Raw genomic sequence first — 23,050 nt, forward strand, 5'->3', positions numbered from 1 at the left:
TGTATCGGTCCGCTAAACGATTGTTTATGTTGAATGCCCCTAAATATTTTAACCGCGATATAAGTTGGCTCTCGTTTAATTATCGGGTGCTGGAGGAAGCGGATGACAAGTCCCTGCCATTGTATGAGCGGTTAAAGTTTCTTGCCATCTATTCATCCAATTTGGATGAGTTTTATAAGGTGCGTGTTGCTGAGTACAAGTATAATTTTGATCCTGAAGAGCTGGAAGACATGCGCGGTACGTCACCCGTGAAAGTGCTTCACGAAATCAATACCATTGTGGACAAGCAGCTACAGGTATTTGGACGCATTTTTCACGATGAGATTTTGGCTGGTTTGTATCGGGAAGGACTGGTGTTGTATCAGGGTGAAATGCCTGCTGCTCCTGAGCATCAGGTTTTTATACGCGATTACTTTTACCGCGAGGTGATACCTTATCTGCAGCCGGTATTACTCACACGCGGTACGCGTTCATTTTTGCGCGATAACCGCCTCTATCTTGCCATCAGGCTTTTTCGTAAAAAGAAAGATGTTGAGAAACTTAAAAACCGTCGTCCGCGCTATGCAATTGTGAAGCTGCCATCAAACGATTTGCCCCGCTTTATACGTCTGCCGGATATCAATGGTCAGTATCATTTTTTGTTTCTTGATGATTTGGTGCGTTTCAATCTGCAAGAGCTGTTTCCCGGTTACGATGTGGACTCAAGCTACTGCATAAAAATGCTCAGGGATGCTGATTTGGGCATTCAGGATGAGTTTAGTGGCAATCTTGTAGAGAAAATACGGCGCAACATTGGACTGCGAAAAGTTGGTGAGCCAGCTCTCTTCACTTACGACAGGGAGATGCCGGCAGATTTTTTACAAGTTATAAAGGAAGCTTTTGGGCTTTATAAAGAAGACCTTTTGGCCGGTGAACGTTATCTCAGTTTTCAGGACTTCTTCTCATTTCCCAACCCTTTTGCACCAAGGCTTCAGTTGAATCATCCCACACCCATTCATCCATCAGTGCTGGAGGGCTATAGCTCTATGTTTGCCGCCATAAAAGCAGGGGACAGATTGCTTCATTATCCATATCAGTCCTTTGATTATGTATTGAAATTTCTTAACGAAGCAGCTGTAGATACAAAGGTGGAAGAGATAAAGGTGACTCAGTATCGGGTTGCCAGCAATTCGGCCGTGGTAAATGCCCTTATTGGTGCGGCGCGTAATGGCAAAAAAGTTACGGTATTTGTGGAAGTAAAAGCCCGGTTTGATGAGGAGAATAATCTCTATTTGGCCCGTTTAATGGAGAATGCCGGCATCAGGATTATATATAGTCTGCCCGGTTTAAAAGTTCATGCTAAAATGGCATTGGTAATTCGCAGAGCCGGGGGCGTGAGGAAGCGTTCCTATGCATATATGAGCACTGGCAATTTTAATGAGAAAACAGCCCGTTTGTATGCCGATCATGGCTTCTTTACATGTAAGGATGAGTATCTTTATGACTTGGAGCAGTTGTTTGAGTTTTTTGAAAATCAGGATAACTCTGTTAGTTTTAACAAACTGCTGGTGACTCCCTTCAATTTTAAAAATGAGCTGGTGCGCCGTATCGACCGCGAGATTGAGATTGTCAACACGGGAGGTGAGGGGTATATTCTTTTAAAAATGAATGGTATACAAAATAAAACTTTCATCAATAAACTATACGAAGCCAGCGAAGCCGGCGTGAAAATAGACCTGATTGTGAGAGGGATTTGTTGTGTTGTGCCCAACCAGCCTTTTAGTCGCAACATTCGCATCATCCGAATTGTTGATAGTTATCTGGAGCATGCACGTGTTTGGGTATTTGGAAACAATGGGCAGAAAGAGCTTTTTATGACTTCGGCCGACTGGATGAACCGAAACATCAACCGACGAATCGAGACGGCCTTTCCCGTTGAGGATGAGGCGCTTCGCAATGAGCTGCTGCAGATGCTTGAATTGCAGGTTAACGACAATGTAAAGGCACGATATATCAACGAGCGACTCGAAAATGAGAGAAGGCCCAATGCCGCTCCCAGAGTGCGCGCACAGTATGACACCTATAAGTTGCTGGCTGCAAAGGAGCCACAAGGCAAATATGTGTTACATTCAGATTTATATTAAGCCGCTGTTTAGATGATTTGATAGTCTGTGGACTTATCCAAACCACTGCAAAACGATGATTTTTAAACTTAAGTGCTTATCTACTATTCTATTAAACTATTTACAATGAAGCGACTTATTCTGGTGAGACATGCCAAAACAGAACCATTAACCGATGCGCTTTCAGATTTTGAACGTCAGCTAAAGAAACGTGGCCATAACGATGCACGTCTCGTGGCCAACGAGCTGAAAGATAAAGGTTTTTGTCCTGATACAATCATATCAAGTCCTGCAGTCAGAGCCATACAGACAGCGCGTGTATTTGCGGATGTTTTTGAGATTCCTGCGCTGCAAATTAAACAGGCAGGATTTATCTACGATGGTGAAACCACTGCCGGTTTATTGTCGGGTATCACGTCTATGGCTGGCGGTGAAGAAACTGTTCTGGTGGTAGGGCACAATCCCGATATTGCCATGCTAAGCATGCGCCTCACAGGTGAAGCTTTTGCCCACTTCCCAACCACAGCCACACTGGTTATTGCATTCTCTGCTTCAACTTGGAGCGACATCAGTGTGGGTACCGGACGCGCAGAGTATTTCGTCTATCCCCGGCTACTCAAAGATGAACAACAGTAACTGAGGTATGATGATGCAGTTTATTGCTGGTTCCAGTTCAGGAGATTAATTTATTGCAGATGTTTAATCAACAGCGTAAAACGTGCAGTTTGTTGAGTTTGCTGACTTTTTTATTGCAATGCGTATTAACAATTATAGCGTCCTATCGTTCTGCATTCTATTATACCCATCATCACAGATTATGCTTCTGAGCAAAGGTTTTTAAACTTGCCGTTTCTGGCTTAAATGGGATGTGGAATGTGAAGGTAGCACCCTGATCTATGTCGGATTCTACATATATCTTTCCGCCCATCAAATGTACCAGACTTTTTGAGATGGCCAGTCCAAGTCCGGTTCCGCCTGAATTATCGTTGCTGCCATTGGGAGCCTGACGAAAGCGTTCAAAAATGATGGCATGGTCGTTAGGTGCTATACCTCGTCCTGAATCTGAAACTCTAAAGGTAAGCATGTCAGGTTGTTGAATCTCATAACTTAATTCTACGATGCCTGAAGCAGTAAATTTAATAGCGTTATTTAGCAGGTTGTAAAGCACTTGTTCCACCCGGAATGGATCCGCATTGATAATTAACTCCTTTTGGGATAACTCTTTTTTAATTACCAGCGTGATATCTTTTTTCTTGCTTTTGATGAGTGTTTGAGCCACCAATGCGACATTATCCAGCAAATTGTGTAAGTCAAAGGTTTCGGGTTTCAGTTTTATTTGACCCGATTCAATTTTTGAGATGTCGATGATGTCATTGATAAGGTTTAATAAACTCTCACCACTCTTCCTTATCATCCCCAGATAGTTTAGGAACTCTTCTCTGTTGGCCTGGTCGTAAAGTAATATATCTGAAAAGCCCAAAATCGCATTCATGGGGGTTCTAATCTCGTGCGACATGTTGGCCAGAAAAGCAGATTTAAGCCGATCGCTTTCTTCAGCTTTTTCTTTGGCAAGTTGCAGCTGCTCTTCAAATTCCTTTTGAAAATGAATATTCATTAAAATACCAACCATCCTTACTGGTTTGTTATTCTCCTTGTGGGTAAGTCGTCCGTGTAGGGCAAACCATTTATAATCGCCTGAGCTGGTTTTTAGTCTTACCTCTCCGTTAAAGGCTGGCGATATATCTTGGGCATGCATTACAAATGCTTCCTCAATCTGATTGATGTCCTGAGGGTGAAATATCGATTGCCATTCTTTTAGGCTATAGTTAAGATCGGCTGGTTTCTTATATCCTAAAAGTTCTGCAATACCATTGTTCGTATAAACATCATTAAATCTGAAATCTACATCCCACAAACCAATATTGGCGCCCTCCAACGCAAGTTCAAGTCTGCTTTCACTTTTTTTTAGATTACTCTCCGCTTTGTTTTTGAGAGCAATAATTCGGGTGAGAACCAGAATTACCAGCATTAAAAAAGCTAATACAGAGCCAATTATGGATATTTCTGATTTGTTTTTTTCGAAGTAGCCAATTGGTTTGTTGATGAAAAGGGTTGATTCAGGTAGCTTTGATGCATCCAGATTGTGTCTTTTCAATTGGTTGTAGTCGATGATGATTTGTTGGGGCGTTGGTGCTAAAAACGGTATATCCTCCAATTGGCCGTTTAAAATAGAGCGCATAATACCGGCTGCTCCAACTCCCTGATCCCGTCCGTTGATGATGTATCCACCAATAATAAAATCACCAAACAGAAAATTCCAGTTCCCATATATTGGAATGTCGAGACAAGATTGCAGAAATGCGGCCTCTTCAATCATGTCACGCGTGGCGCCTTCTCTTGGGATATACAGACTTAGGATATAGATAGCTCTGTTTTTGGGGGCATAATTGCTCAACTCGTGGCCAAGCTGCGTTGCCGACACCGCGTGTATTGCAGAATATTTGAGATCAGGGAATTTGGTGATGGTTCTTTTGAATTGATCCATGAAGAGCAATCCGGTTAGCGACGAGTCTGATACCACAATCAACTCTTCCAAATTGGGCTGTAGGGACATTATTATCTCCAGAGTCCCTGCAATGTCGATGTCTTCGGCTATGCCTTTGTATTTCGAGGAATCAATGGCAAAATCCCTGATGTTGTTTACCCCACAAAATACCATGGGCTTATCTCCCCAAATCTCATTGCCATATTTAAGAAAGAACTCAAACGCATGATTGTCGCTGCAAATGATGCCATCTACATTCAGGGGACTGTATTTGATTTTAAAGTACTCTTTTACGGCTTCGAGGTGTGCCTCGTTGTAAAAGCGTTTGGTGTCCATATACTCAATGGAGATGCGATAACCCTCCGATTCTGATAATGTGTTTACGACTCCCTCTGTAAGCTCACGCGTCCACATAAAGGTGGGGTGATAGGAGTTTATAAGCACAACATCTTTAATCTCAGATTTGATTTCACCTGTGAACAGAAATGTCGATACTAAAATAATAATTGTAATAAAGGGTCGAAAATTCTTCATTATGGGCGGTTTTCACAACTAATTTATATTTTTTATCGTTCATACTCAATGGGTATGCTTTTAATTTTAATAGTTGTGTGATTTCTGCGGCACAAATATGGCAATAAATGAAGTGTTATGATATTGATTGCCAATGAATTTATCAAATCGGTTGTCGGTCAAAAGTCATAGATTGTTGGATGGGTGATTTTTATCCAGTATGGAGCTTTTGTCTGGAATCTCAGATTCAACACAGTCAGCTTTGTTTCATCTTTTTTACATCGTGTGGCTATTTTTCCTTAATCTCTTTGTGTAAGTCTGCCAATGCTTGCTAACTTTACTAATGCGATTGTTTTCAATCTGAAAATTTGTTACCATGTCAATGATTTATAATCCGCAACGATATAAGATTGAAGATCTTCCCGGTCAGCCGTTTCTCGATGCGGATGAAATTTGGGGATACATTCATTCTACCGCAAATCCATCGCCCAATCGTGTGCGGCAGGTGATAGCCAAATCGTTAAGCAAACAGCGATTGTCTCTGGAGGAGACGGCGGTTTTAATAAATACCACCGACCCCGATTTGGTGGAAGAGATAAAAGATGGCGCCCGAAACCTGAAAGAGCTTGTTTATGGCCGCCGAATAGTACTTTTCGCCCCACTTTATATCGGAAATTTCTGTACCAATAATTGTGCTTATTGTGGCTTCAGGACAGGCAACTCCAATCAGCTGCGCACCACGCTGAATCACGATGAAATTGTGGCACAGGTGACTGCCCTCGAAGAGGCTGGTCACAAACGGCTAATCCTTGTTTTTGGTGAGCATCCGGACTATTCTCCGGAGTTTATTGCCGAAGCCGTGCGCACCGTGTACGGCGTAAAGAAAAACCATGGCGAAATACGCCGTGTAAACATCAATGCAGCGCCTTTTGATGTGGATGGTTTTAAAGTGGTTAAAGCGGCCGGAATTGGAACATACCAGGTGTTTCAAGAGACTTACCATCCCGAAATGTACAAACAGGTGCATATGGGCGGTAAAAAGCGTGATTATAACTGGCGACTTACGGCTCTTGACCGTGCTCAGGAGGCAGGCATTGACGATGTGGGAATAGGTGCGCTGCTGGGGCTCTACGATTGGCGGTTTGAGGTGCTGGGGCTTGTGAGGCACGTGAATCATTTTGAAGCGGTGTATAACGTGGGCCCGCACACCATCTCATTCCCTCGTATCAAAAAAGCCTCCGGATACACCATCAATCCAAAATATGAGGTGAGCGATGACGACTTTACCAAGCTGGTGGCCATTCTGCGACTGGCAGTGCCTTACACCGGCATGATTCTTACTGCGCGCGAACCCGCTCACATACGCGACGAAGTGCTACAGTTTGGTGTTTCTCAAATTGATGGTGGCACAAATATCGAGATGAAGGGCTATACGCTCGCAGGCAAACCACAGGACTTGGATGCGGAGCAGTTCGAAATTAACGACAATCGAAGCCTGAGAGAGGTGATGGCCGAACTTATCCGTAAGGAGTATATCCCATCGTTTTGTACGGCTTGCTACCGCCTGAACCGAACCGGCGAGCATTTCATGGAATTCTCAGTCCCCGGCTTTATTAAGCGGTTTTGCCAGCCCAACGCCATGCTCACCCTGGCCGAATATCTTGAAGATTATGCTACCCCGGATGACAAGCAGAAAGGTTACCGGCTTATTTCAGATACGCTGGAACATTATACGGATGAGACATTTAAAAACAAGCTGGAGGAGCGGCTTGAACGCATCCGCAATGGTGAGCGCGACCTCTATTTTTAGTTTCCAAAACATGTGGACGACGAATTGAAACAGAGTTCCGGACTAAGGAATTAGAGATGGTGAGATGTTAGATTTTTAGAGGGACAGATGAGATTTGTAAGTTCGTTTAGATATCAACCAGCATTTTTGACATCTCAATTACTTCTCCTGTAAGTTTTGCATAGATTCTGGTTTTAGTGAATTACTTTTTCTCACATTCAAATTGCACTGACAGTGTAATCTGTAAAAGTAGTTTTCACTTAACCTCCGTTCCGCCAACAAAAGGAAGAAACATACTTTCTGATATTTCCATTTACCGTTTCTGGTGTGGCATGTTTTTTGGAATTTCGCAGACTCTATTAAACCCTCAATCCATGAAAAAAATATTGTTTACGCTGTGCTTCCTTTTAACGGTGTTTTCTGCTGTTTCGCAAGTTCGTGATGTGCGTCAGAAAGCAGCAAAGGATAAATCAACTTCGGGCACTCGTGGTAGTTCAGGCTCAAAATCAGGCTCATCATCTTCTTTTTCTGATGACGACGATGGATGTTTTGATTTCATCGTATTTGAGTTGTTTTATCACGCCCTAACCGGAGCTTTCAAAGGTGTGTATTACGGTCAGAGTTACACGCTTCAGCAGAAGGCCGACCGGCCTGAGTTGGTCTCTTTTCAGGCGGCTCTCTCTTCGGGTTACGATTACAAATCCAACGCGTTTACCACTGTTCCCTCCTTACGTGGAAACTGGGGTGTATTTGCCAGCGATTTGCGCATGGTGCATGTGAATGATGTAACGGGAAATATGCAAATGGTCGACTGGCAGGTACTGATGGTGCGATTGCCCATCCAGAATGTGAAATTGGAGTACGGTATTGGTTTCACGCACCTATGGAGCCCTTCTAAAACCTATTTTGAGCAGAGTGCAGGTGTGGAACTGAATCTCTTCAATGGAGATGGTGCGGTACAGGGTGGTTATCGGTGGAGTCAGATGACATCACTCGACGAACGTTTCAGACAGGAGTTTAATCTGGAGGCCGATTATCAGGTGGCCATGCTGGGTTCATTCCGGTTGTGTCCCATGGTGGGCTACACTTGGCAAAACTACTTCGATTCCACAAAGTTTAATTTCTTCCGTGTGGGGATGAAGTTTAAACTTTATTGATGTTAACTTAACCTTTAGTTTATGGGTAGTGCCTAAGTTTGCCGGCTTAATAACATTTTTTTAATGATTAAGCGGAAAGATTTTGGTGCAGATTTTAAATGGGGGGTAACCATCAGCGCCTTTCAGAATGAGGGCGCTGCCGATACGGATGGCAAAGGCCCTTCTATTTGGGATGATTTTACGAAAGAGCCAGGAAATGTGAAGGATGGTTCTGTTCCGGGAGATACTTCTGATTTCTATCACCGCTATGCCGAAGACATTGAGTTGGCGCTCTCTATGGGGTTTCGCGTGTTTCGCTTTTCATTGTCATGGTCGCGCATACTTCCCGATGGCGTAGGTAAGGTTAATATGAAGGGGATACGCTTCTACAACAATGTGATTGATGCCTGCATAAAAAATGGCATGGAGCCGTGGGTGACCATTTACCATTGGGATTTGCCACAGCCTCTTGAAGAGAAAGGAGGATGGACCAACAGGGAAATAATAAGCTGGTTTTCGACTTATACAGATGTTTGCACCCGGGCGTTTGGCGACAGGGTTAAGTATTGGATTGTGATGAATGAGCCCATGAGTTTCACCGGTCTGGGCTATTTTATGGGTTATCATGCGCCGGGTCGCAAGGGTATCGGCAATTTCTTAAGAGCAGCGCATCATGCCACTCTTTGTATGGCTCAGGGAGGCCGCATTGTGCGTGCCAATGTGGAGAATTGTCTGGTTGGTGTGGCGCTCTCCTGCTCTTATGTGAAGCCGGTAAGCCGCTTTTTTATGCACCGCCGCGCTGCCAAGCGGATGGAGGGGCTTCTCAACCGCTTCTTTCTTGAGCCGCTGCTTGGAATGGGCTATCCAACGGATGTGATGCCTGCCCTGAATGTGATACGCACCTTTTTTGAACCTGGTGATGAGGAGCGTTTGGCTTTCGACTTTGATTTTATTGGTGTGCAATACTATTTCCGTATTGTGGCGCAGTTTAGCCTCAATCCGCCAGTGCTCTTTGCCACTGAAGTGCCGGCCGGGATACGCCCCGTTACCATGAACGAAATGGGCATGGAGGTCTACCCAAAAGGGATGTCGCGAATTTTGGATTTCTTTGCATCCTATCCGCAAATCCGCAACCTTATTGTGACCGAAAGTGGCGTCTGTTTTCCCGATTTCGTGAGAGGCGATAATATCAACGATGCACCTCGCCGCAAGTATCACGAAAAGACGTTGAAGCAAGTGCTAAAAGCCAAAAAAAAGGGTGTGCCTGTCAGTGGCTATTTTGCCTGGACGCTCGTGGATAATTTTGAGTGGAGCGATGGCTATACACCCAAATTCGGGCTGGTGCATGTGGATTTCAAAACTCAAAAACGCACGATAAAATCTTCCGGAAAATGGTTTCGCGATCTCCTTACCTGATTATAACAGGGCAGCGGCATCTTCATCCATCATCCAGAGTGAGCTTTTTTTATTGACCAGACTGGCCGGGTAGGTTTTAAAATGGCCTTTCTCGTTAATGATTTCGTGGGCTTTATCGGCCTTATTTTTTGCAGTTACCAAAAAGATGATTTGTTTGGCATTGTTAATCACATTGCCAGTTAGAGTGACCCTTTTTTGTCCCGAATCGGGATGGGTAGCCACTTCGCATATATTTTCCGAATCCCACAAATCTATCTGATAGGGGAAAATTGACGCAGTATGGCCATCGTCGCCCATGCCGAGTATCATCAGGTCGAACTGAGGCCAGCCATTCTCTTTGGGCAATTCGCCAAGAATAATGGTTTCATAGTCTGATGCGGCTTCGTCGGGGCTTAGTTCGCCTTTAACTCTGAACACATTGGATTCTGATATGGGCACTTTGTCAAACAGATGCGTGCGTGTCATGCCGTAGTTGCTTTCGGCGTCGTCGGGCTTAACACACCGCTCATCGCCCCAAAAAAAGCGCAGTTTTTCCCATTTTATGCGGTTTTGGTATTCGGCAGCCAATGTGTCGAAAATGGCTTTTGGGGTGCTGCCGCCCGAGAGGGCTATCGTGACCGTATCTTTTTCGTTACTCTCTTTTTCAAGTATGTCGCCAAAAAATCGGGATAAGTCTGTCTTGTCTGAGAAGATTTTTATCTGAGGTTTCATGAGTCGTTTTTTAATTGTTGTAACACTGTTGGTTTAGATGATTAGATATGAGATGATTAGATATAAGATGGATAGAAAGATAGATAGGATTAATTTTTAAGAATTTAATTTCTAAAAAGTCTTATCTATCCATCTAATTATCTAACATCTAATCATCTCCCATCTATCTTTTATAGTTCACAATACTCGCCATCACCCACGAGGTTTTTGCATGGGTAGCGCCAGGTTTGTATGCCTTCTATCAACTTATCCGACACATCGGGACCCCAGGTGCCGGCCGGATAACCGTGCACTTTGATGCATGGCTGTTCTTTCCACGCTTTCAGGATGGGATCCACAAATTTCCAGGCAGCCTCCACGGCATCGCCGCGCGAGTAGAGGGTGGCATCGCCCAGCATGGCATCAAGCAAAAGCCGTTCGTAGGCACTCGGTAAATAAGTGTTGTTCAGCTCCGAGTAGTGAAAATCCATGTTGACATCCTTCACGTTGAAACCGGCTCCGGGTAGCTTCATGCCGAATTTGAGCAGCAGCCCTTCGTCAGGCTGTATGCGGATAACCAACTGGTTTTGCTGCCGCATGATGGACTTCTCATTCATAAACAAGTGGTGCGGCGTGGCATTGAAGTGGATGACGATTTCCGTTACCCGTGTTGGAAGGCTTTTCCCTGTACGGATATAAAATGGCACACCGGCCCATCGCCAGTTGTCGATAAAGAATTTCATTGCTACGAAAGTCTCAGTGCGCGATTTGGGATTAACCCCTTCCTCTTCGCGATAGGCTTTGTATTGTTTTCCCTTAATTTCAGATGCGGTATATTGGCCACGAATGACAAACTCTTCCACCTTTTCTTTGGGAATTGGCCGAAGCGACTGGAGCACTTTCACAATTTCGTTACGGATGCTGTCGGCGTTGATAAGTGCAGGGGGTTCCATGGCTACCAGAGATGCCAGCAGCAGAAGGTGATTCTGCACCATGTCGCGCATGGCACCGGAGCCTTCGTAGTAACCACCACGACTTCCCACGCCAATGTCTTCCGATGAGGTAATTTCTACATGGTGCACATAGTTTCGGTTCCAGAGCGGCTCAAAAATGCCGTTGGAGAACCTTGTCACCAACAGGTTTTGCACCGTCTCTTTTCCCAGATAGTGGTCTATTCGGTATATCTGTTCCTCTCTGAACTCTTTCAGAAGTGTTTCATTGAGTTCTTTGGCAGTTTCCAGATCATAACCAAAGGGTTTTTCCACTATCAAACGCTTAAAGCCAACATGTTCATCGCTCAACCCATTGGCTGCGAGTTGTTTTGGAATGATGGAGTACATGTTTGGCGGTGTGGCCAGATAGAAGATAAAGTTGTTTTCAGTTTTAAGTTCGCTGTCGAGTCGCTGCAACTCTTCGGCAAAGCCTTTGTATTCAGCAGCCTCCTTTGTATTGAAACCGTAATAGTATAGTTTACTCAGAAATGTCTCTTTGTCTTCTGCGTTTTTGGCTTTGGTGCTGGCAAATTTATCGATGCCTTCCACCATCTTTTTCCGAAAGGCTTCATTCTCCATCTGAGTGCGTCCAAGTCCCAGCACGCCAAAATTGTCCGGCAGCAGATTCTGTGTGTATAGGTCAAAGACTGAAGGGATTAATTTCCGATAGGTTAAGTCGCCCGATGCGCCAAAAATAACCAATATATGATTTTTAGGCTTTTTCATATTTTATTCATTGTTTTTCGATGGTACAATAAACCGGGCATTGGCACCTTACTGTTGTTAGAATGCTTACTCAATTACCTGGTTTATTTAAATTTTGTTGTTTTAATCTTTCAGCATGAAAACTGAAATGGTACTCTGTTTCCTAAATCTTTGGATATGGTTTTATGGTTACCAAATCTGAACACCACAAGCTGCTCTAAGGTTCAATGTGGCGGGCTTTTTTCACATCTTTTAAAGTAATGGGGTGAGTCGCCCCATTCGTCCCAGCCGGTCTCTTTTCCAACCAATGAAATTCGCATGTTTAGGCATGAGAGGCAGTCATCTGCCGACTCATCGGTGCACGGCTTATTGTCGTAGAGCAGATAGTGCTTTCTATTCTCTGTTGGTGTAATGTTTGGCATGATGATGTTGGCGCCGGCTTTCAGCGCCTTTTCTCTTCCCATTGGGTCAATGGCCTGCAAGGCTGTGGCAGCGGCAATGTTGATGTCGGGCATCATTAATCGCAGCACTGCCACCATATTCAATGCTGTGTTAAATCTTACTTCTAATGGCCAAAGGTGTTTTTTTTGTGCTGTTAGCGGTGTGTTGTCATGCTCAATATAAGGCCCCATTCCCACCATGTCCACATCTGTGTTCTTTATATAGAGCAAATCGTCCGCCAAATTTGCCAGGGTTTGTCCGGGCAATCCAATCATCACACCTGTGCCGGTTTGATATCCGATTTTTTTCAGGTTATTCAATGCATCCAGACGATTCGAAAAACGGTGAAGTTCATCATCAGGATGTAGTGATTGATACAAACGGGCATCCGAAGTTTCAATTCTTAGCAGGTAACGGTGAGCCCCGCTGTTAAACCAGCGTTGGTAAGTTGCTTCAGTCTGTTCACCCAGCGAAAGGGTGATTCCGAGTCTTCCGTTACTCTCTTCCTTTATTTTGGTTATTAGGCGGTTAATCTTCTCCACAAAAGCAGTATCGGTTCTTTCACCCGATTGCAAAACCACTGAGCCAAACCGGTTTTTCAGGGCGTATCGGGCGGCAGCCAATATCTCTGCCTCATCAACATCATATCGCACAACATCCTTATTTTCTTTTCTGATGCCGCAATAGTAACAGTTTTTAATGCAGATGTTAGAGAACTCTATCAGCCCGCGATAATAGACGATATTCCCACGGTATGTCACTGCAACGTTGTTGGCTGCACGGTGAAGCTCCTTTTGCTCCGAACCGGTGGCCGACAACAGCTGGCATATTTTGTCGGGGGATAAACTTCCTTTATGGATGATATCGTCAATCAATTCTTTCACGCTGGTTTTTTACCGTAAATGTAGGAAAAAATGATTGAGTTGTGATTACCCCGTCGCGAAGCTTTGTGCTTCGCAGAAATGGGTCAATTCTGATTACCTTGTATCGAATAACTGACAATTCTCAATTCTGAATTCAATCAAAAGGCGTAATTTTGATCTAGAGACTGCTCAGAAATGTCATGAGATCTTTTCGTAATCTGGATTGACATCTTCGTTAAGTGCACATAATTAATGCTAACACTTACTATTTTGGGTGTATAATCAATGGTGCTTCCTTAAATTCAAACAGATAAAAACTCAATAATGATAAATGATGCATTGTTGTCGCCCCGCAGCATAGTGGTGGTAGGTGGTTCAGAGAATGTGACCAAGCCGGGAGGTAAAATTGTCAGGAATATACTTGATGGAGGCTATGATGGCGATTTGTATGTGATAAATCCTGGCAGCAGCAAAGTGCAGGGTGTTGCCGCTTATTCATCGGTAGATGAGTTGCCCGGTGATGTAGATCTTGCAATTCTGGCCGTGGCAGCAAGGTTTTGTCCGAAGCTCGTTGAGGATTTGGGTCAACTTAAGTCTGTAAAGGCATTTATTGTTATTTCAGCCGGTTTTAGCGAAGAGGGCCACGAAGGTGCACAGTTAGAGGATGCGTTGCGTTTAGCGGCTGATAAAGTTGGTGCATCATTGGTTGGGCCAAACTGCATTGGTGTCATCACCCCGCGCTACAATGGCGTATTTACCGCCCCGGTGCCCAAGCTGAACGCCAAAGGATGCGATTTTGTCTCTGGCTCAGGTGCCACAGCTGTTTTTATTCTCGAGTCGGCATTGCCCAAAGGGCTTACTTTTGCTTCACTTATAACAGTAGGCAATAGCGCTCAAAATGGCATTGAGGAGGTTTTGCAATATTGGGACGAATCCTATCAGGAGGGTGTCAGTTCCCGCATCAAACTTATATATGTCGAGAATATTAAAGATCCCGACAAACTGTTGAAACATGCCTCATCACTCATACGCAAGGGGTGTAAGATTGCAGCCATCAAATCGGGTGTTACCGAAGCCGGCAAGCGGGCCACCTCCTCGCACACAGGTGCTATGGCAAGTTCCGACTCGGCTGTTGAAGCCCTCTTCCGAAAAGCTGGAATTGTGCGGTGTTTCGGGCGCGAGGAGCTTACCACGGTGGCGTCGGTTTTTATGTACAAGGCGCTTACGGGTAAGAATCTGGCCATCATAACCCAGGCAGGAGGTCCAGGCGTGATGCTTACAGATGCCCTGTCGCACGGTGGACTTAGCATTCCTCAAATTGAGGGGGCTGACCACGACACTTTACTTGCGATGCTCAACCCGGGCTCCTCGGCGTCCAATCCGGTGGATATTCTCGCCACAGGAACCGCCAGCCAGCTTGGTGATGTAATCACCTATTGTGATCAACGTATGGATCACATTCATGGCATGATTGTCATTTTTGGAAGTACAGGCTTAACACGTGTGTACGATGCCTATGAAATGATACATGAAAAAATGATGGAGTGCAGTAAACCTGTTTACCCCATATTGCCGTCGGTGAGCAGTGCGCAAAATGAGGTGGCGTTTTTTTTGGCAAAGGGACACATCAATTTTCCGGATGAAGTCACACTGGGCCGAGCGCTCACAAAAGTTCATCAGACTCCGCCACCTGCAGGGGATGATATTTTCATGGAGGGTATCGATATTCAAAAGATACGTGAAATAATTGAGGCCGCACCGGACGGATTTCAAAGCCCAGATATCGTTAACAACTTGCTCAAGGCTGCCGGCATTCCGATGGTGGATGAGGGTGTTGTCTCCACCCGGCGACAGGCACTTCGGCTGGCTCGCAAAATGGGATATCCGCTGGCCATGAAGGTTATTGGGCCGGTTCATAAATCGGATGTGGGCGGCGTAACGCTAAACATAAAATCGGATGCCCACCTGATGGCCGAGTTTCGTCGCATGAAAAGGATAAAAGGTGTGGATTCTGTCCTGATTCAGCGTATGATAACCGGCATGGAACTATTTATTGGCGCCAAGTATGAGCCACGCTTCGGTCATGTTATCCTGTGCGGACTTGGCGGTATTTTTGTTGAAGCTTTGGGCGATTTATCCCATGGTTTGGCACCGCTCACTTTTAACGAAGCGCATTCTATGGTGCAGAGTCTCAAAAGTTATCCAATTATTCAGGGCATGAGAGGTAAGCAGGGGATAAATGAACAGCGGTTTGTAGAGATTATTGTGCGATTGTCAACACTGTTGCGTTTTGCTGTTGAAATTAAAGAGCTCGACCTTAACCCGCTGATTGGTAATGCGGATGATGTTCGGGTTGTGGATGCCCGTATCCTAATTGAGCGATAAGTTGGGTCTGCGTGTGTTTTATAACATATTTTGATGTTTTTTGATGGATGTTAATGTTTGTATTTTGCATGATTCTAACTCAAAAAACATAAAACCATGATAATTAAACAGTTGTCCGTTTTTCTTGAGAATAAATCCGGACGTTTGCACGAAGTGTTTGATGTTCTGGGCGCTTCAAATATCAACGTCTCGGCCTGTAGCGTAGCAGATACTTCTGAGTTCGGCATTCTTCGGATGATTGTTTCTGAACCCGAAAAAGCCAGAGACATTCTTAAAGAGAAGCGTTTTTCAGTTAACATAAGTGAGGTGATTTCGTTTGTGACGCCAAACACACCCGGCGCTCTGGCTCGCACCTTAAAAGTACTTTCCGATACAAATATCAGCATCGAGTATCTCTATGGATTTTCTGTTGGTGAAAAATCATTTATTGCCCTTCGAAGCGACAATGTGGAAAAGGCCATAATGGAACTGCAACGTCATGAAATGGAGCTGATTTCTGCCAACGATTTATATAAGTTTTAGCCTGCTTATATTCTGTTTTTCTATCTGGTATCTGCCGGATCATATTCTTAACACTCTCAAAACTAAACCTGAATGAATAAGTCTATCTGGAATCCACATTTTGAAACCATGTCGCGGGAGCAAATGCGTGAAGTTCAAAGTGAACGCCTTCGCGATGTAGTTGAGCGGGTTTATTACAATGTGCCTTCCTATCGTGCCAAAATGCAGGCTGCCGGCATCGGCCCTGAACACATACAGTCTATCGATGATTTAAGTAAACTCCCTTTTACCACCAAACAAGATCTTCGCGACAACTACCCATACGGACTTTTTGCCGTTCCCATGAGTGAGATCATTCGCATACATGCCTCATCAGGTACAACAGGTAAACCTACTGTGGTGGGATATTCCAGACGTGATATTGGCGTGTGGTCAGAAGTGATGGCACGAACCCTCACCGGAGCCGGTGCCGGAAAGGAAGATTTCATTCAGATTGCTTATGGCTATGGATTGTTTACAGGTGGATTGGGCTTGCACTATGGCGGCGAAAAAATAGGGGCTTCCGTTATTCCAATTTCGGGTGGCAATACCAAACGGCAGTTGCAGCTTATGCAGGATTTTGGAAGTACTGTGCTGGCATGTACCCCTTCATACGCGGCTTATCTGGCCGAAGCTATTGAGGAAAGCGGCATCGATCGAAAAGAACTTAAGTTGAGGATTGGGGTGTTTGGTGCCGAGCCGTGGACTGAAAACATGCGCCGTGAGATAGAGAAAAAACTTCAAATACGTGCCATCGATATTTATGGATTGAGTGAAATCATTGGCCCAGGTGTCTCTTTTGAATGTCCTCATCAGTGTGGATTACATATCAATGAAGATCACTTTATTCCGGAGATTATCGATCCGGAAACCCTTGAAGTATTACCCGAAGGTGAATTGGGCGAGTTGGTTTTCACTACCGTAACCAAAGAGGGATTGCCGATAATACGTTACCGCACGCGCGATTTAACACGGCTTAATTTTGGAACTTGTGCCTGTGGCCGAACATTGGTCAGGATGAACAAATGCACCGGACGAAGCGACGACATGTTGATTATCCGGGGAGTTAATCTCTTTCCTTCTCAAATTGAGAGTGTTCTGCTCGGGATGGACGAAACCACACCACACTACCTGCTCGTGGTTGACCGCGTTAATAACCTGGATTCTTTAGAGTTGCATGTGGAGGTGGAAGATCGGTTTTATCAGGATACAATCAGCGACCTTCAGAAGTTACGCATGAAAATACAGAACCATGTGGAGAGTGCCACCGGCCTCTCTGTCTCGGTGAAACTGGTGGAACCTAAAACCATTGAACGTAGCGAAGGTAAGGCAAAACGGGTAATTGACAAGCGTCCGGCTGTCTGGAGTTAATTTTTGTGGTGTCAGGCAAATTTTTATTTCAGCCCTTTAGGTTGAAAGTTTATTTGTTTGGCCTATCGGCGTATTTCTTAATTACTACCAAACTCAAAATTGATGAATCCATTTCCAATAGATCAGCAAGTTATTCTTCAAATACGGACAGAACTGGGTATTAAATCGCTGGCGCAGGCCACCATCCGACAGATTGTACACCTTGTGAATCGGCTTCAGGAGATGTATGACGTTCAGTTTGTACGTACCGAAATGGGTGTGCCAGGTTTGCCTGCACCATCACTGGCCATTGATGCCGAAATTACAGGGCTCACAAAGGGAGCGGCTTCTGTATATCCACCAATTGAAGGTATTCAACCTCTCAAGAAGGAGCTTTCCCGTTTTGCGCAGCTGTTTATGAATGTGGATATTGCCCCGGAAGGGTGTATTCCCACTGTTGGCTCCATGCAATCCTCGTTCCTGGCTTTTTTGGTTGCCAACCGTCGCGACCCGGCAAAGGACACCACACTTTTTATCGATCCAGGCTTTCCGGTTCATAAGCGCCAGCCCTCTATATTGGGCATGAAGTATGAGAGCTTTGACATTTTTGAGTACAGAGGTGACAAGCTGAGGGCTAAATTGGAATCCTATCTTGAGAAGGGAAACATCAGCACATTTTTATACTCCAATCCAAATAATCCGGCATGGATTTGCTTCACCAACAAGGAGCTGAAAATTATTGGGGAACTTGCTGATAAGAATGGGGTGATTGTGCTGGAGGATCTTGCCTATTTTGGGATGGATTTCAGACAAGACTTTGGTAAGCCGGGACTGCCTCCATACCAGGCATCTGTAGCGCATTATACCAAAAACTACATATTGCTTTTTTCGAGTTCAAAGGTGTTTAGCTATGCCGGACAGCGCATTGGTGCCATGCTGATTTCTGATCAGCTTTTTCATACGCACTATCCAAACCTGCTCAACTATTTCAATACCGATAAATTTGGGAATGCCATATTGCAGGATGCCATGTATTGCATATCGGCCGGAACTGCTCATACGCCACAGCTCGGGTTTGCTGCAATATTGAAAGCCGTTAACGATGGCGACTACGATTTTGTTGAGGTGGTAAGCGAATACGGGCGTAGAGCCAAAGTAATGAAGCAGATTTTTGTTGATAACGGTTTTCAACTGGTTTACGACCGGGATGAGGCCCAAGAGCTGGCAGATGGCTTTTATTTTACCATTTCATACCCGGGCATGAGCGGTGAGGAGCTGTTGAGTGAATTGATACGCTTCGGAATTAGCGCCATCACCCTTGATACTACAGGTAGCACTCGAAACGAAGGGCTTCGCATCTGTGTATCTCAGGCCACCGATGAGCGATTGGCAGATCTCGAAAGTCGAATTCGTTTGTTTGCTCACGCTCAAATATAGAATGTTTAAAAATTAGCCCAAAAACGCACTGTGTGAATTAACGGTTACGATTTGAAACCTTGTGCTTTGGCATTATTGGTGCGGATTTTCAGTGATATAAAATATGGTCAATTTGCGGATTATGATTAAATTCGTAAAGATAATGGTTTGGTAATCGATATATTATCAGGCATGGAAAGTCAAATTCTGGTTTGAAATTGATACTAAAAACAATAATATATGGCAAAAGTCAGAGGCGCAATTGTTGTGGATACAGTAACCTGTAAAGGCTGTTCCCTTTGTGTGGTGGCATGTCCCACCGATGTAATTGAGTTGGCCGTTGATGTCAATGCAAAAGGATATAACTATGCATACATGAAAAACCCCGATGCCTGCACCGGATGTGCCAACTGTGCGATGGTTTGTCCCGATAGCTGTATCACAGTTTACAGGGTAAAGGCCGAAGCTGCTGTCTGATTCACAGAGTACTTAACAATTCAATTTAATTAGGCTCTCAGCATCTTTTCTTCATGGTCATAAATCAAATTAAGAATTGAATGGCAGTTAGATAGTATGCGCATTCTATCTTGTATCCGAATGTGATAGCAGCAGTTTGATGACAAATGATTGATTCCGATTGAAACCTGTCATTGATAGGCATTATAGATTTTGAGAAAAAACATATATTTTATGAAAGAAGTCAGGTTAATGAAAGGCAATGAAGCCATAGCCGAAGCTGCCATCAGATGTGGCGTGGATGGTTATTTTGGCTATCCCATAACGCCACAGTCAGAAATAATGGAGACCCTTATGCTTTTGCGTCCATGGGAAACCACTGGCATGGTTGTGTTACAGGCTGAAAGCGAAATTGCTTCCATCAACATGGTGTATGGTGGTGCCGGATGTGGTAAAAAAGTGATGACCACATCTTCCAGTCCCGGTGTTAGTCTTATGCAGGAGGGGCTTACCTACCTTGCAGGAGCTGAGTTGCCATGTGTTGTGGTTAACGTGGTTAGGGGTGGCCCTGGTTTGGGTACCATTCAGCCTGCACAGTCCGACTATTTTCAGTCGACCAAAGGCGGAGGCCATGGCGATTATAACCTGATTGTTCTGGCGCCTTCATCCGTACAAGAGATGGCCGACTTTGTTGAGCTTGCCTTCGACCTTGCCTTTAAATACCGCAATCCGGCTATGATATTGACCGACGGAATGATTGGTCAGATGATGGAAAAGGTTGAGATGAAGCCATTTAAGCCGCGGTGGACCAACGAGGAAATTGAGCAGTTAAGTCCTTGGTCTACAACTGGAAAGTCCGCTGCGCGAGAAAGAAATATAATCACATCGGTGGAACTGGATCCGTTGGCCTTTGAAACCTTTAACAAAAAACTCCAGGCAAAATACAGAAAGATGGAGCAGGAGGAGGTTCGCTTCGAAACTTTCGAATGTGACGATGCCGAGTATCTTCTGGTTGCTTATGGCTCAAGTGCCCGCATCTGCCAAAAATCGGTTCAGCTGCTTCGTGCCAAAGGAATTAAGGCCGGTTTGTTGCGGCCAATTACGCTTTTCCCGTTTCCAACCAAACAAATTGCCGAATTGGCCGGGCAGGTTAAAGGAATTTTATCTGTTGAGTTGAGCGCCGGACAGATGGTAGAGGATGTGCGTCTGGCAGTTAACGGAAAAGTTAAAGTTGAGCACTACGGCCGCATGGGAGGCATGGTTCATTCACCCGAGGAAGTGGTGGAAGCGCTGGAGAAAAAAATCATTGGAGGATAACGCGATGTCAATAGAAATAAAGGATATTATTAAGCCGGAAAATCTGGTTTATCAGAAAAGCAGCCTGCTAACCGACCGGGTAATGCATTATTGTCCCGGATGTAGCCACGGCGTAGTTAACCGCTTAATTGCCGAGGTGATTGAGGAGCTTGGTATTCAGAATGAAACCATAGGTGTTACGCCTGTGGGGTGTTCGGTACTGCTCTATAACTACATTGATGTGGATTGGCACGAAGCTGCGCATGGTCGTGCGCCGGCTGTTGGCACAGGTATCAAACGTTTGCGCCCCGACAGGTACGTTTTTACCTATCAGGGTGACGGAGATTTGGCCGCCATTGGTACAGCTGAAACCATTCACGCTTGTAACCGGGGCGAAAATATTGTGATGATTTTTATCAACAATGGCATTTATGGTATGACTGGGGGTCAGATGGCTCCTACAACCCTGCAAGGGATGAATACCTCAACAAGCCCATTTGGTCGTGATTTGGCACGTGATGGAAATCCTTTGAAGATGACCGAAATAGTGGCTCAACTGCCGGGAACCTGTTACGTGACGCGTCAGGCAGTGCACACAGCAGCGGCAGTGCGCAAAACCAAAAAAGCACTTTTTAAGGCTTTTGAAAACCAGAAGCTGAATAAGGGTACATCGTTTGTCGAAGTGGTTTCCACGTGTAGCTCCGGCTGGAAATTGACGCCTGTGCAGTCTAACAAATGGATGGAGGAGAATATGTTTCCGTATTATCCTCTGGGTGACCTGAAAGACAAATAGTGCTTGCAATGAACCGGAGGCTGGTAATGCACCAAACTGCGATTTTTATTTGCCGTGGTAACCATCTGCGGAATTAGTGAACTTAAAATCTTTATCTGATGAATGAAGAAATTATCATAGCCGGGTTTGGCGGTCAAGGAGTTTTATCTATGGGTAAAATTCTGGCGTATTCAGGTGTGATGCAGGATATGGAAGTATCATGGATGCCATCTTACGGCCCCGAAATGCGGGGTGGTACTGCCAATGTCACGGTAATCCTCAGCGATAGCCGAATCAGTTCTCCCATACTCAAGAAATACGATACTGCCATCATCCTCAATCAGCAATCTATGGATAAGTTTGAGAAAAGCATCAAGCCTGGCGGTCTGTTATTGTATGATGGAAATGGCATAACCCGACACCCTGAGCGTACCGATATCAATATCTGTCGGGTAGATGCTGCCGAGGAGGCATCAAAAATGAATAGCTCAAAAACATTTAATATGATAGTGCTTGGTGCTTATTTGAAATTAAGACCCATTGTTACCATGGATAATGTGATGGAAGGTTTGAAAAAGTCTCTGCCCGAGCGGCACCATCACTTACTGCCGCTCAATCGCGATGCCATAGTACGTGGCACTGAAATTGTCAAATCGGTGCACGAAGTATCAGCTTCATAAGTGGAACGAAAATACACTTACTCACATCAACCCGGAAAGGCAGTCTTTTCCGGGTTTTTTTGTGCCTTTGTTTCAGATTTCTATAGCTCAATGCTAAAACCAGAGTAGAAAGTGGTGAGTTTGTTTTTAAGGGTGTCATTAAATATTTCTTTGGCCTTGTTGCCTGTGCAGTGGCTTGTAATAAGCTGCATTTCAGGAAAATTTGTTTTAAGATGCCAGGCAATTGAATCAATGTCTTCACCGGTTTCGTAGTTTCTTCCGCCACGGCTGTCGGGCAGATGGGTGCCTCCAAAGTAGCAGTTGATGTGGTTGTGGCCATGAAAAGCAGAAACAGCATGCAGCGTGTTAAGTATTCCATTGTGCGCGCATCCGGAAAGCACTGTCATACCTTGTGCTGTCTTTATGGAGATGGCCAGTTCATGGGTAAAATCATCAGGCATAATGGTTCCATCCCTTTCAATGAATAACGATTGGTTAGCTAAGGGTGCTGGGAAGTCACCTTGCAACTTACACACAATTGCAACATGGCTGTTTACTATTGTGTTATCTCCAATATATCGAAAACGATGTGGATGTTTTTTTAGGAGCTTATGGTCAATGGAAATGTCCCGTTTCAGCCCATCTCTCAGCGATAGGTATATTTGTCCCGGCATGTTCTCTGAAAGAAAGATGGTGGCGTGGTGGTTGATGGTGAGAAATTGTGCCAAACCGCCGGTGTGGTCTTTATGCCCATGCGAAAGCAGCACATAATCTACCTCACTGAGGTTTATGCCAAGATGAGATGCATTTTCAGCAAAGGCAGATGAATCACCTAAATCCAGCAACCATTTTTGTGTATCAATTTCAAACCAGATGCTAAGACCATGTTCTGTTTGAAGCGGTTTTTCCGGGTGCGGCGCATTGTCTATCAATACTTTGATTTTCAGTTCTTTGTTGTTGGTAGGGTTGGCAGAGTTGTACATT

The 23,050-nt window shown here is 44.7% G+C and carries 18 protein-coding genes; 13 read left to right on the forward strand and 5 right to left on the reverse strand.

What is annotated here, in order from left to right:
- The first annotated feature begins 26 nt into the window (after positions 1-26).
- Positions 27-2,123 (forward strand): polyphosphate kinase 1, encoded by a 2,097-nt coding sequence (gene ppk1, locus ALKIM_RS0113765; RefSeq protein WP_026475151.1) that lies wholly within the window; start codon positions 27-29, stop codon positions 2,121-2,123.
- 105 nt (positions 2,124-2,228) lie between these two features.
- Complete coding sequence (locus ALKIM_RS0113770; protein WP_044117963.1) at positions 2,229-2,738, forward strand: SixA phosphatase family protein; 510 nt, start codon at positions 2,229-2,231, stop codon at positions 2,736-2,738.
- Between the two features lie 172 nt (positions 2,739-2,910).
- Here the strand turns inward: ALKIM_RS0113770 and ALKIM_RS18635 are convergent, their stop codons facing one another.
- The gene (locus tag ALKIM_RS18635; RefSeq protein WP_044117964.1) at positions 2,911-5,181 is read right to left on the reverse strand and encodes a PAS domain-containing protein; all 2,271 of its coding nucleotides are present in this window, start codon (positions 5,179-5,181) and stop codon (positions 2,911-2,913) included.
- A 355-nt stretch (positions 5,182-5,536) separates the two neighbouring features.
- Here ALKIM_RS18635 and hydG point away from each other — a divergent pair, with 355 nt between their 5' ends.
- From hydG to ALKIM_RS0113790, 3 genes are all read left to right on the forward strand, one after another.
- Positions 5,537-6,970, forward strand: a complete 1,434-nt coding sequence (gene hydG / locus ALKIM_RS0113780; protein ID WP_026475153.1) for a [FeFe] hydrogenase H-cluster radical SAM maturase HydG — start codon at positions 5,537-5,539, stop codon at positions 6,968-6,970.
- 353 nt (positions 6,971-7,323) lie between these two features.
- Complete coding sequence (locus tag ALKIM_RS0113785) at positions 7,324-8,106, forward strand: hypothetical protein (RefSeq protein WP_026475154.1); 783 nt, start codon at positions 7,324-7,326, stop codon at positions 8,104-8,106.
- A 63-nt stretch (positions 8,107-8,169) separates the two neighbouring features.
- Positions 8,170-9,501 carry a GH1 family beta-glucosidase gene (locus ALKIM_RS0113790; protein ID WP_044117965.1) on the forward strand — a complete coding sequence of 444 codons (1,332 nt, stop codon included), beginning with the start codon at positions 8,170-8,172 and terminating at the stop codon, positions 9,499-9,501.
- Here ALKIM_RS0113790 and pgl read toward each other — a convergent pair whose 3' ends face one another.
- From pgl to hydE, 3 genes are all read right to left on the reverse strand, one after another.
- A complete protein-coding gene (gene pgl / locus ALKIM_RS0113795) occupies positions 9,502-10,212 on the reverse strand; it encodes a 6-phosphogluconolactonase (protein WP_044117966.1) in 711 nt (236 codons plus the stop codon).
- Between the two features lie 170 nt (positions 10,213-10,382).
- Positions 10,383-11,909 carry a glucose-6-phosphate dehydrogenase gene (zwf, locus tag ALKIM_RS0113800; protein ID WP_026475157.1) on the reverse strand — a complete coding sequence of 509 codons (1,527 nt, stop codon included), beginning with the start codon at positions 11,907-11,909 and terminating at the stop codon, positions 10,383-10,385.
- A 203-nt stretch (positions 11,910-12,112) separates the two neighbouring features.
- Positions 12,113-13,213: a [FeFe] hydrogenase H-cluster radical SAM maturase HydE gene (gene hydE, locus ALKIM_RS0113805; protein WP_026475158.1), complete on the reverse strand. Its 1,101-nt coding sequence runs from the start codon at positions 13,211-13,213 to the stop codon at positions 12,113-12,115.
- A 303-nt stretch (positions 13,214-13,516) separates the two neighbouring features.
- Between hydE and ALKIM_RS0113810 the strand changes: the two genes are divergently transcribed.
- From ALKIM_RS0113810 to ALKIM_RS0113845, 8 genes are all read left to right on the forward strand, one after another.
- Complete coding sequence (locus tag ALKIM_RS0113810; RefSeq protein ID WP_026475159.1) at positions 13,517-15,577, forward strand: acetate--CoA ligase family protein; 2,061 nt, start codon at positions 13,517-13,519, stop codon at positions 15,575-15,577.
- A gap of 96 nt (positions 15,578-15,673) precedes the next feature.
- The gene (locus ALKIM_RS0113815; RefSeq protein WP_026475160.1) at positions 15,674-16,099 is read left to right on the forward strand and encodes an acetolactate synthase; all 426 of its coding nucleotides are present in this window, start codon (positions 15,674-15,676) and stop codon (positions 16,097-16,099) included.
- A 72-nt stretch (positions 16,100-16,171) separates the two neighbouring features.
- Positions 16,172-17,488: a phenylacetate--CoA ligase family protein gene (locus ALKIM_RS0113820; protein ID WP_026475161.1), complete on the forward strand. Its 1,317-nt coding sequence runs from the start codon at positions 16,172-16,174 to the stop codon at positions 17,486-17,488.
- 102 nt (positions 17,489-17,590) lie between these two features.
- On the forward strand, positions 17,591-18,904 hold the full coding sequence (locus ALKIM_RS0113825) for a pyridoxal phosphate-dependent aminotransferase (RefSeq protein WP_026475162.1): 1,314 nt from the start codon (positions 17,591-17,593) through the stop codon (positions 18,902-18,904).
- A 219-nt stretch (positions 18,905-19,123) separates the two neighbouring features.
- Entirely contained in the window at positions 19,124-19,360 is a 237-nt protein-coding gene (locus ALKIM_RS0113830) for a 4Fe-4S dicluster domain-containing protein (RefSeq protein ID WP_026475163.1), read from the forward strand.
- Positions 19,361-19,573: 213 nt separating this feature from the next.
- Positions 19,574-20,656, forward strand: coding sequence for a 3-methyl-2-oxobutanoate dehydrogenase subunit VorB (locus ALKIM_RS0113835; RefSeq protein ID WP_026475164.1), 1,083 nt, complete (start codon positions 19,574-19,576; stop codon positions 20,654-20,656).
- Positions 20,657-20,660: 4 nt separating this feature from the next.
- Positions 20,661-21,428 (forward strand): thiamine pyrophosphate-dependent enzyme, encoded by a 768-nt coding sequence (locus ALKIM_RS0113840; RefSeq protein ID WP_026475165.1) that lies wholly within the window; start codon positions 20,661-20,663, stop codon positions 21,426-21,428.
- 98 nt (positions 21,429-21,526) lie between these two features.
- Positions 21,527-22,087, forward strand: coding sequence for a 2-oxoacid:acceptor oxidoreductase family protein (locus tag ALKIM_RS0113845; protein ID WP_026475166.1), 561 nt, complete (start codon positions 21,527-21,529; stop codon positions 22,085-22,087).
- 80 nt (positions 22,088-22,167) lie between these two features.
- On the opposite strand, the gene ALKIM_RS0113850 is transcribed toward ALKIM_RS0113845, so the two are convergent.
- Positions 22,168-23,049: an MBL fold metallo-hydrolase gene (locus tag ALKIM_RS0113850; protein ID WP_026475167.1), complete on the reverse strand. Its 882-nt coding sequence runs from the start codon at positions 23,047-23,049 to the stop codon at positions 22,168-22,170.
- Between the last annotated feature and the right edge of the window lies 1 nt (position 23,050).

The organism is Alkaliflexus imshenetskii DSM 15055 (assembly GCF_000517065.1).
Classification (GTDB): domain Bacteria; phylum Bacteroidota; class Bacteroidia; order Bacteroidales; family Marinilabiliaceae; genus Alkaliflexus; species Alkaliflexus imshenetskii.

Coding starts and splice junctions, on each gene's coding strand:
- ALKIM_RS0113770 (WP_044117963.1), top strand. CDS start 2,229: ATGAAGCGACTTATTCTGGTGAGACATGCCAAAACAGAACCATTAACC.
- ALKIM_RS0113815 (WP_026475160.1), top strand. CDS start 15,674: ATGATAATTAAACAGTTGTCCGTTTTTCTTGAGAATAAATCCGGACGT.
- ppk1 (WP_026475151.1), top strand. CDS start 27: ATGTTGAATGCCCCTAAATATTTTAACCGCGATATAAGTTGGCTCTCG.
- hydG (WP_026475153.1), top strand. CDS start 5,537: ATGTCAATGATTTATAATCCGCAACGATATAAGATTGAAGATCTTCCC.
- zwf (WP_026475157.1), bottom strand. CDS start 11,909: ATGAAAAAGCCTAAAAATCATATATTGGTTATTTTTGGCGCATCGGGC.
- ALKIM_RS0113850 (WP_026475167.1), bottom strand. CDS start 23,049: ATGTACAACTCTGCCAACCCTACCAACAACAAAGAACTGAAAATCAAA.
- ALKIM_RS0113835 (WP_026475164.1), top strand. CDS start 19,574: ATGAAAGAAGTCAGGTTAATGAAAGGCAATGAAGCCATAGCCGAAGCT.
- ALKIM_RS18635 (WP_044117964.1), bottom strand. CDS start 5,181: ATGAAGAATTTTCGACCCTTTATTACAATTATTATTTTAGTATCGACA.
- ALKIM_RS0113820 (WP_026475161.1), top strand. CDS start 16,172: ATGAATAAGTCTATCTGGAATCCACATTTTGAAACCATGTCGCGGGAG.
- pgl (WP_044117966.1), bottom strand. CDS start 10,212: ATGAAACCTCAGATAAAAATCTTCTCAGACAAGACAGACTTATCCCGA.
- ALKIM_RS0113810 (WP_026475159.1), top strand. CDS start 13,517: ATGATAAATGATGCATTGTTGTCGCCCCGCAGCATAGTGGTGGTAGGT.
- ALKIM_RS0113825 (WP_026475162.1), top strand. CDS start 17,591: ATGAATCCATTTCCAATAGATCAGCAAGTTATTCTTCAAATACGGACA.
- ALKIM_RS0113830 (WP_026475163.1), top strand. CDS start 19,124: ATGGCAAAAGTCAGAGGCGCAATTGTTGTGGATACAGTAACCTGTAAA.
- ALKIM_RS0113790 (WP_044117965.1), top strand. CDS start 8,170: ATGATTAAGCGGAAAGATTTTGGTGCAGATTTTAAATGGGGGGTAACC.
- ALKIM_RS0113840 (WP_026475165.1), top strand. CDS start 20,661: ATGTCAATAGAAATAAAGGATATTATTAAGCCGGAAAATCTGGTTTAT.
- ALKIM_RS0113785 (WP_026475154.1), top strand. CDS start 7,324: ATGAAAAAAATATTGTTTACGCTGTGCTTCCTTTTAACGGTGTTTTCT.
- ALKIM_RS0113845 (WP_026475166.1), top strand. CDS start 21,527: ATGAATGAAGAAATTATCATAGCCGGGTTTGGCGGTCAAGGAGTTTTA.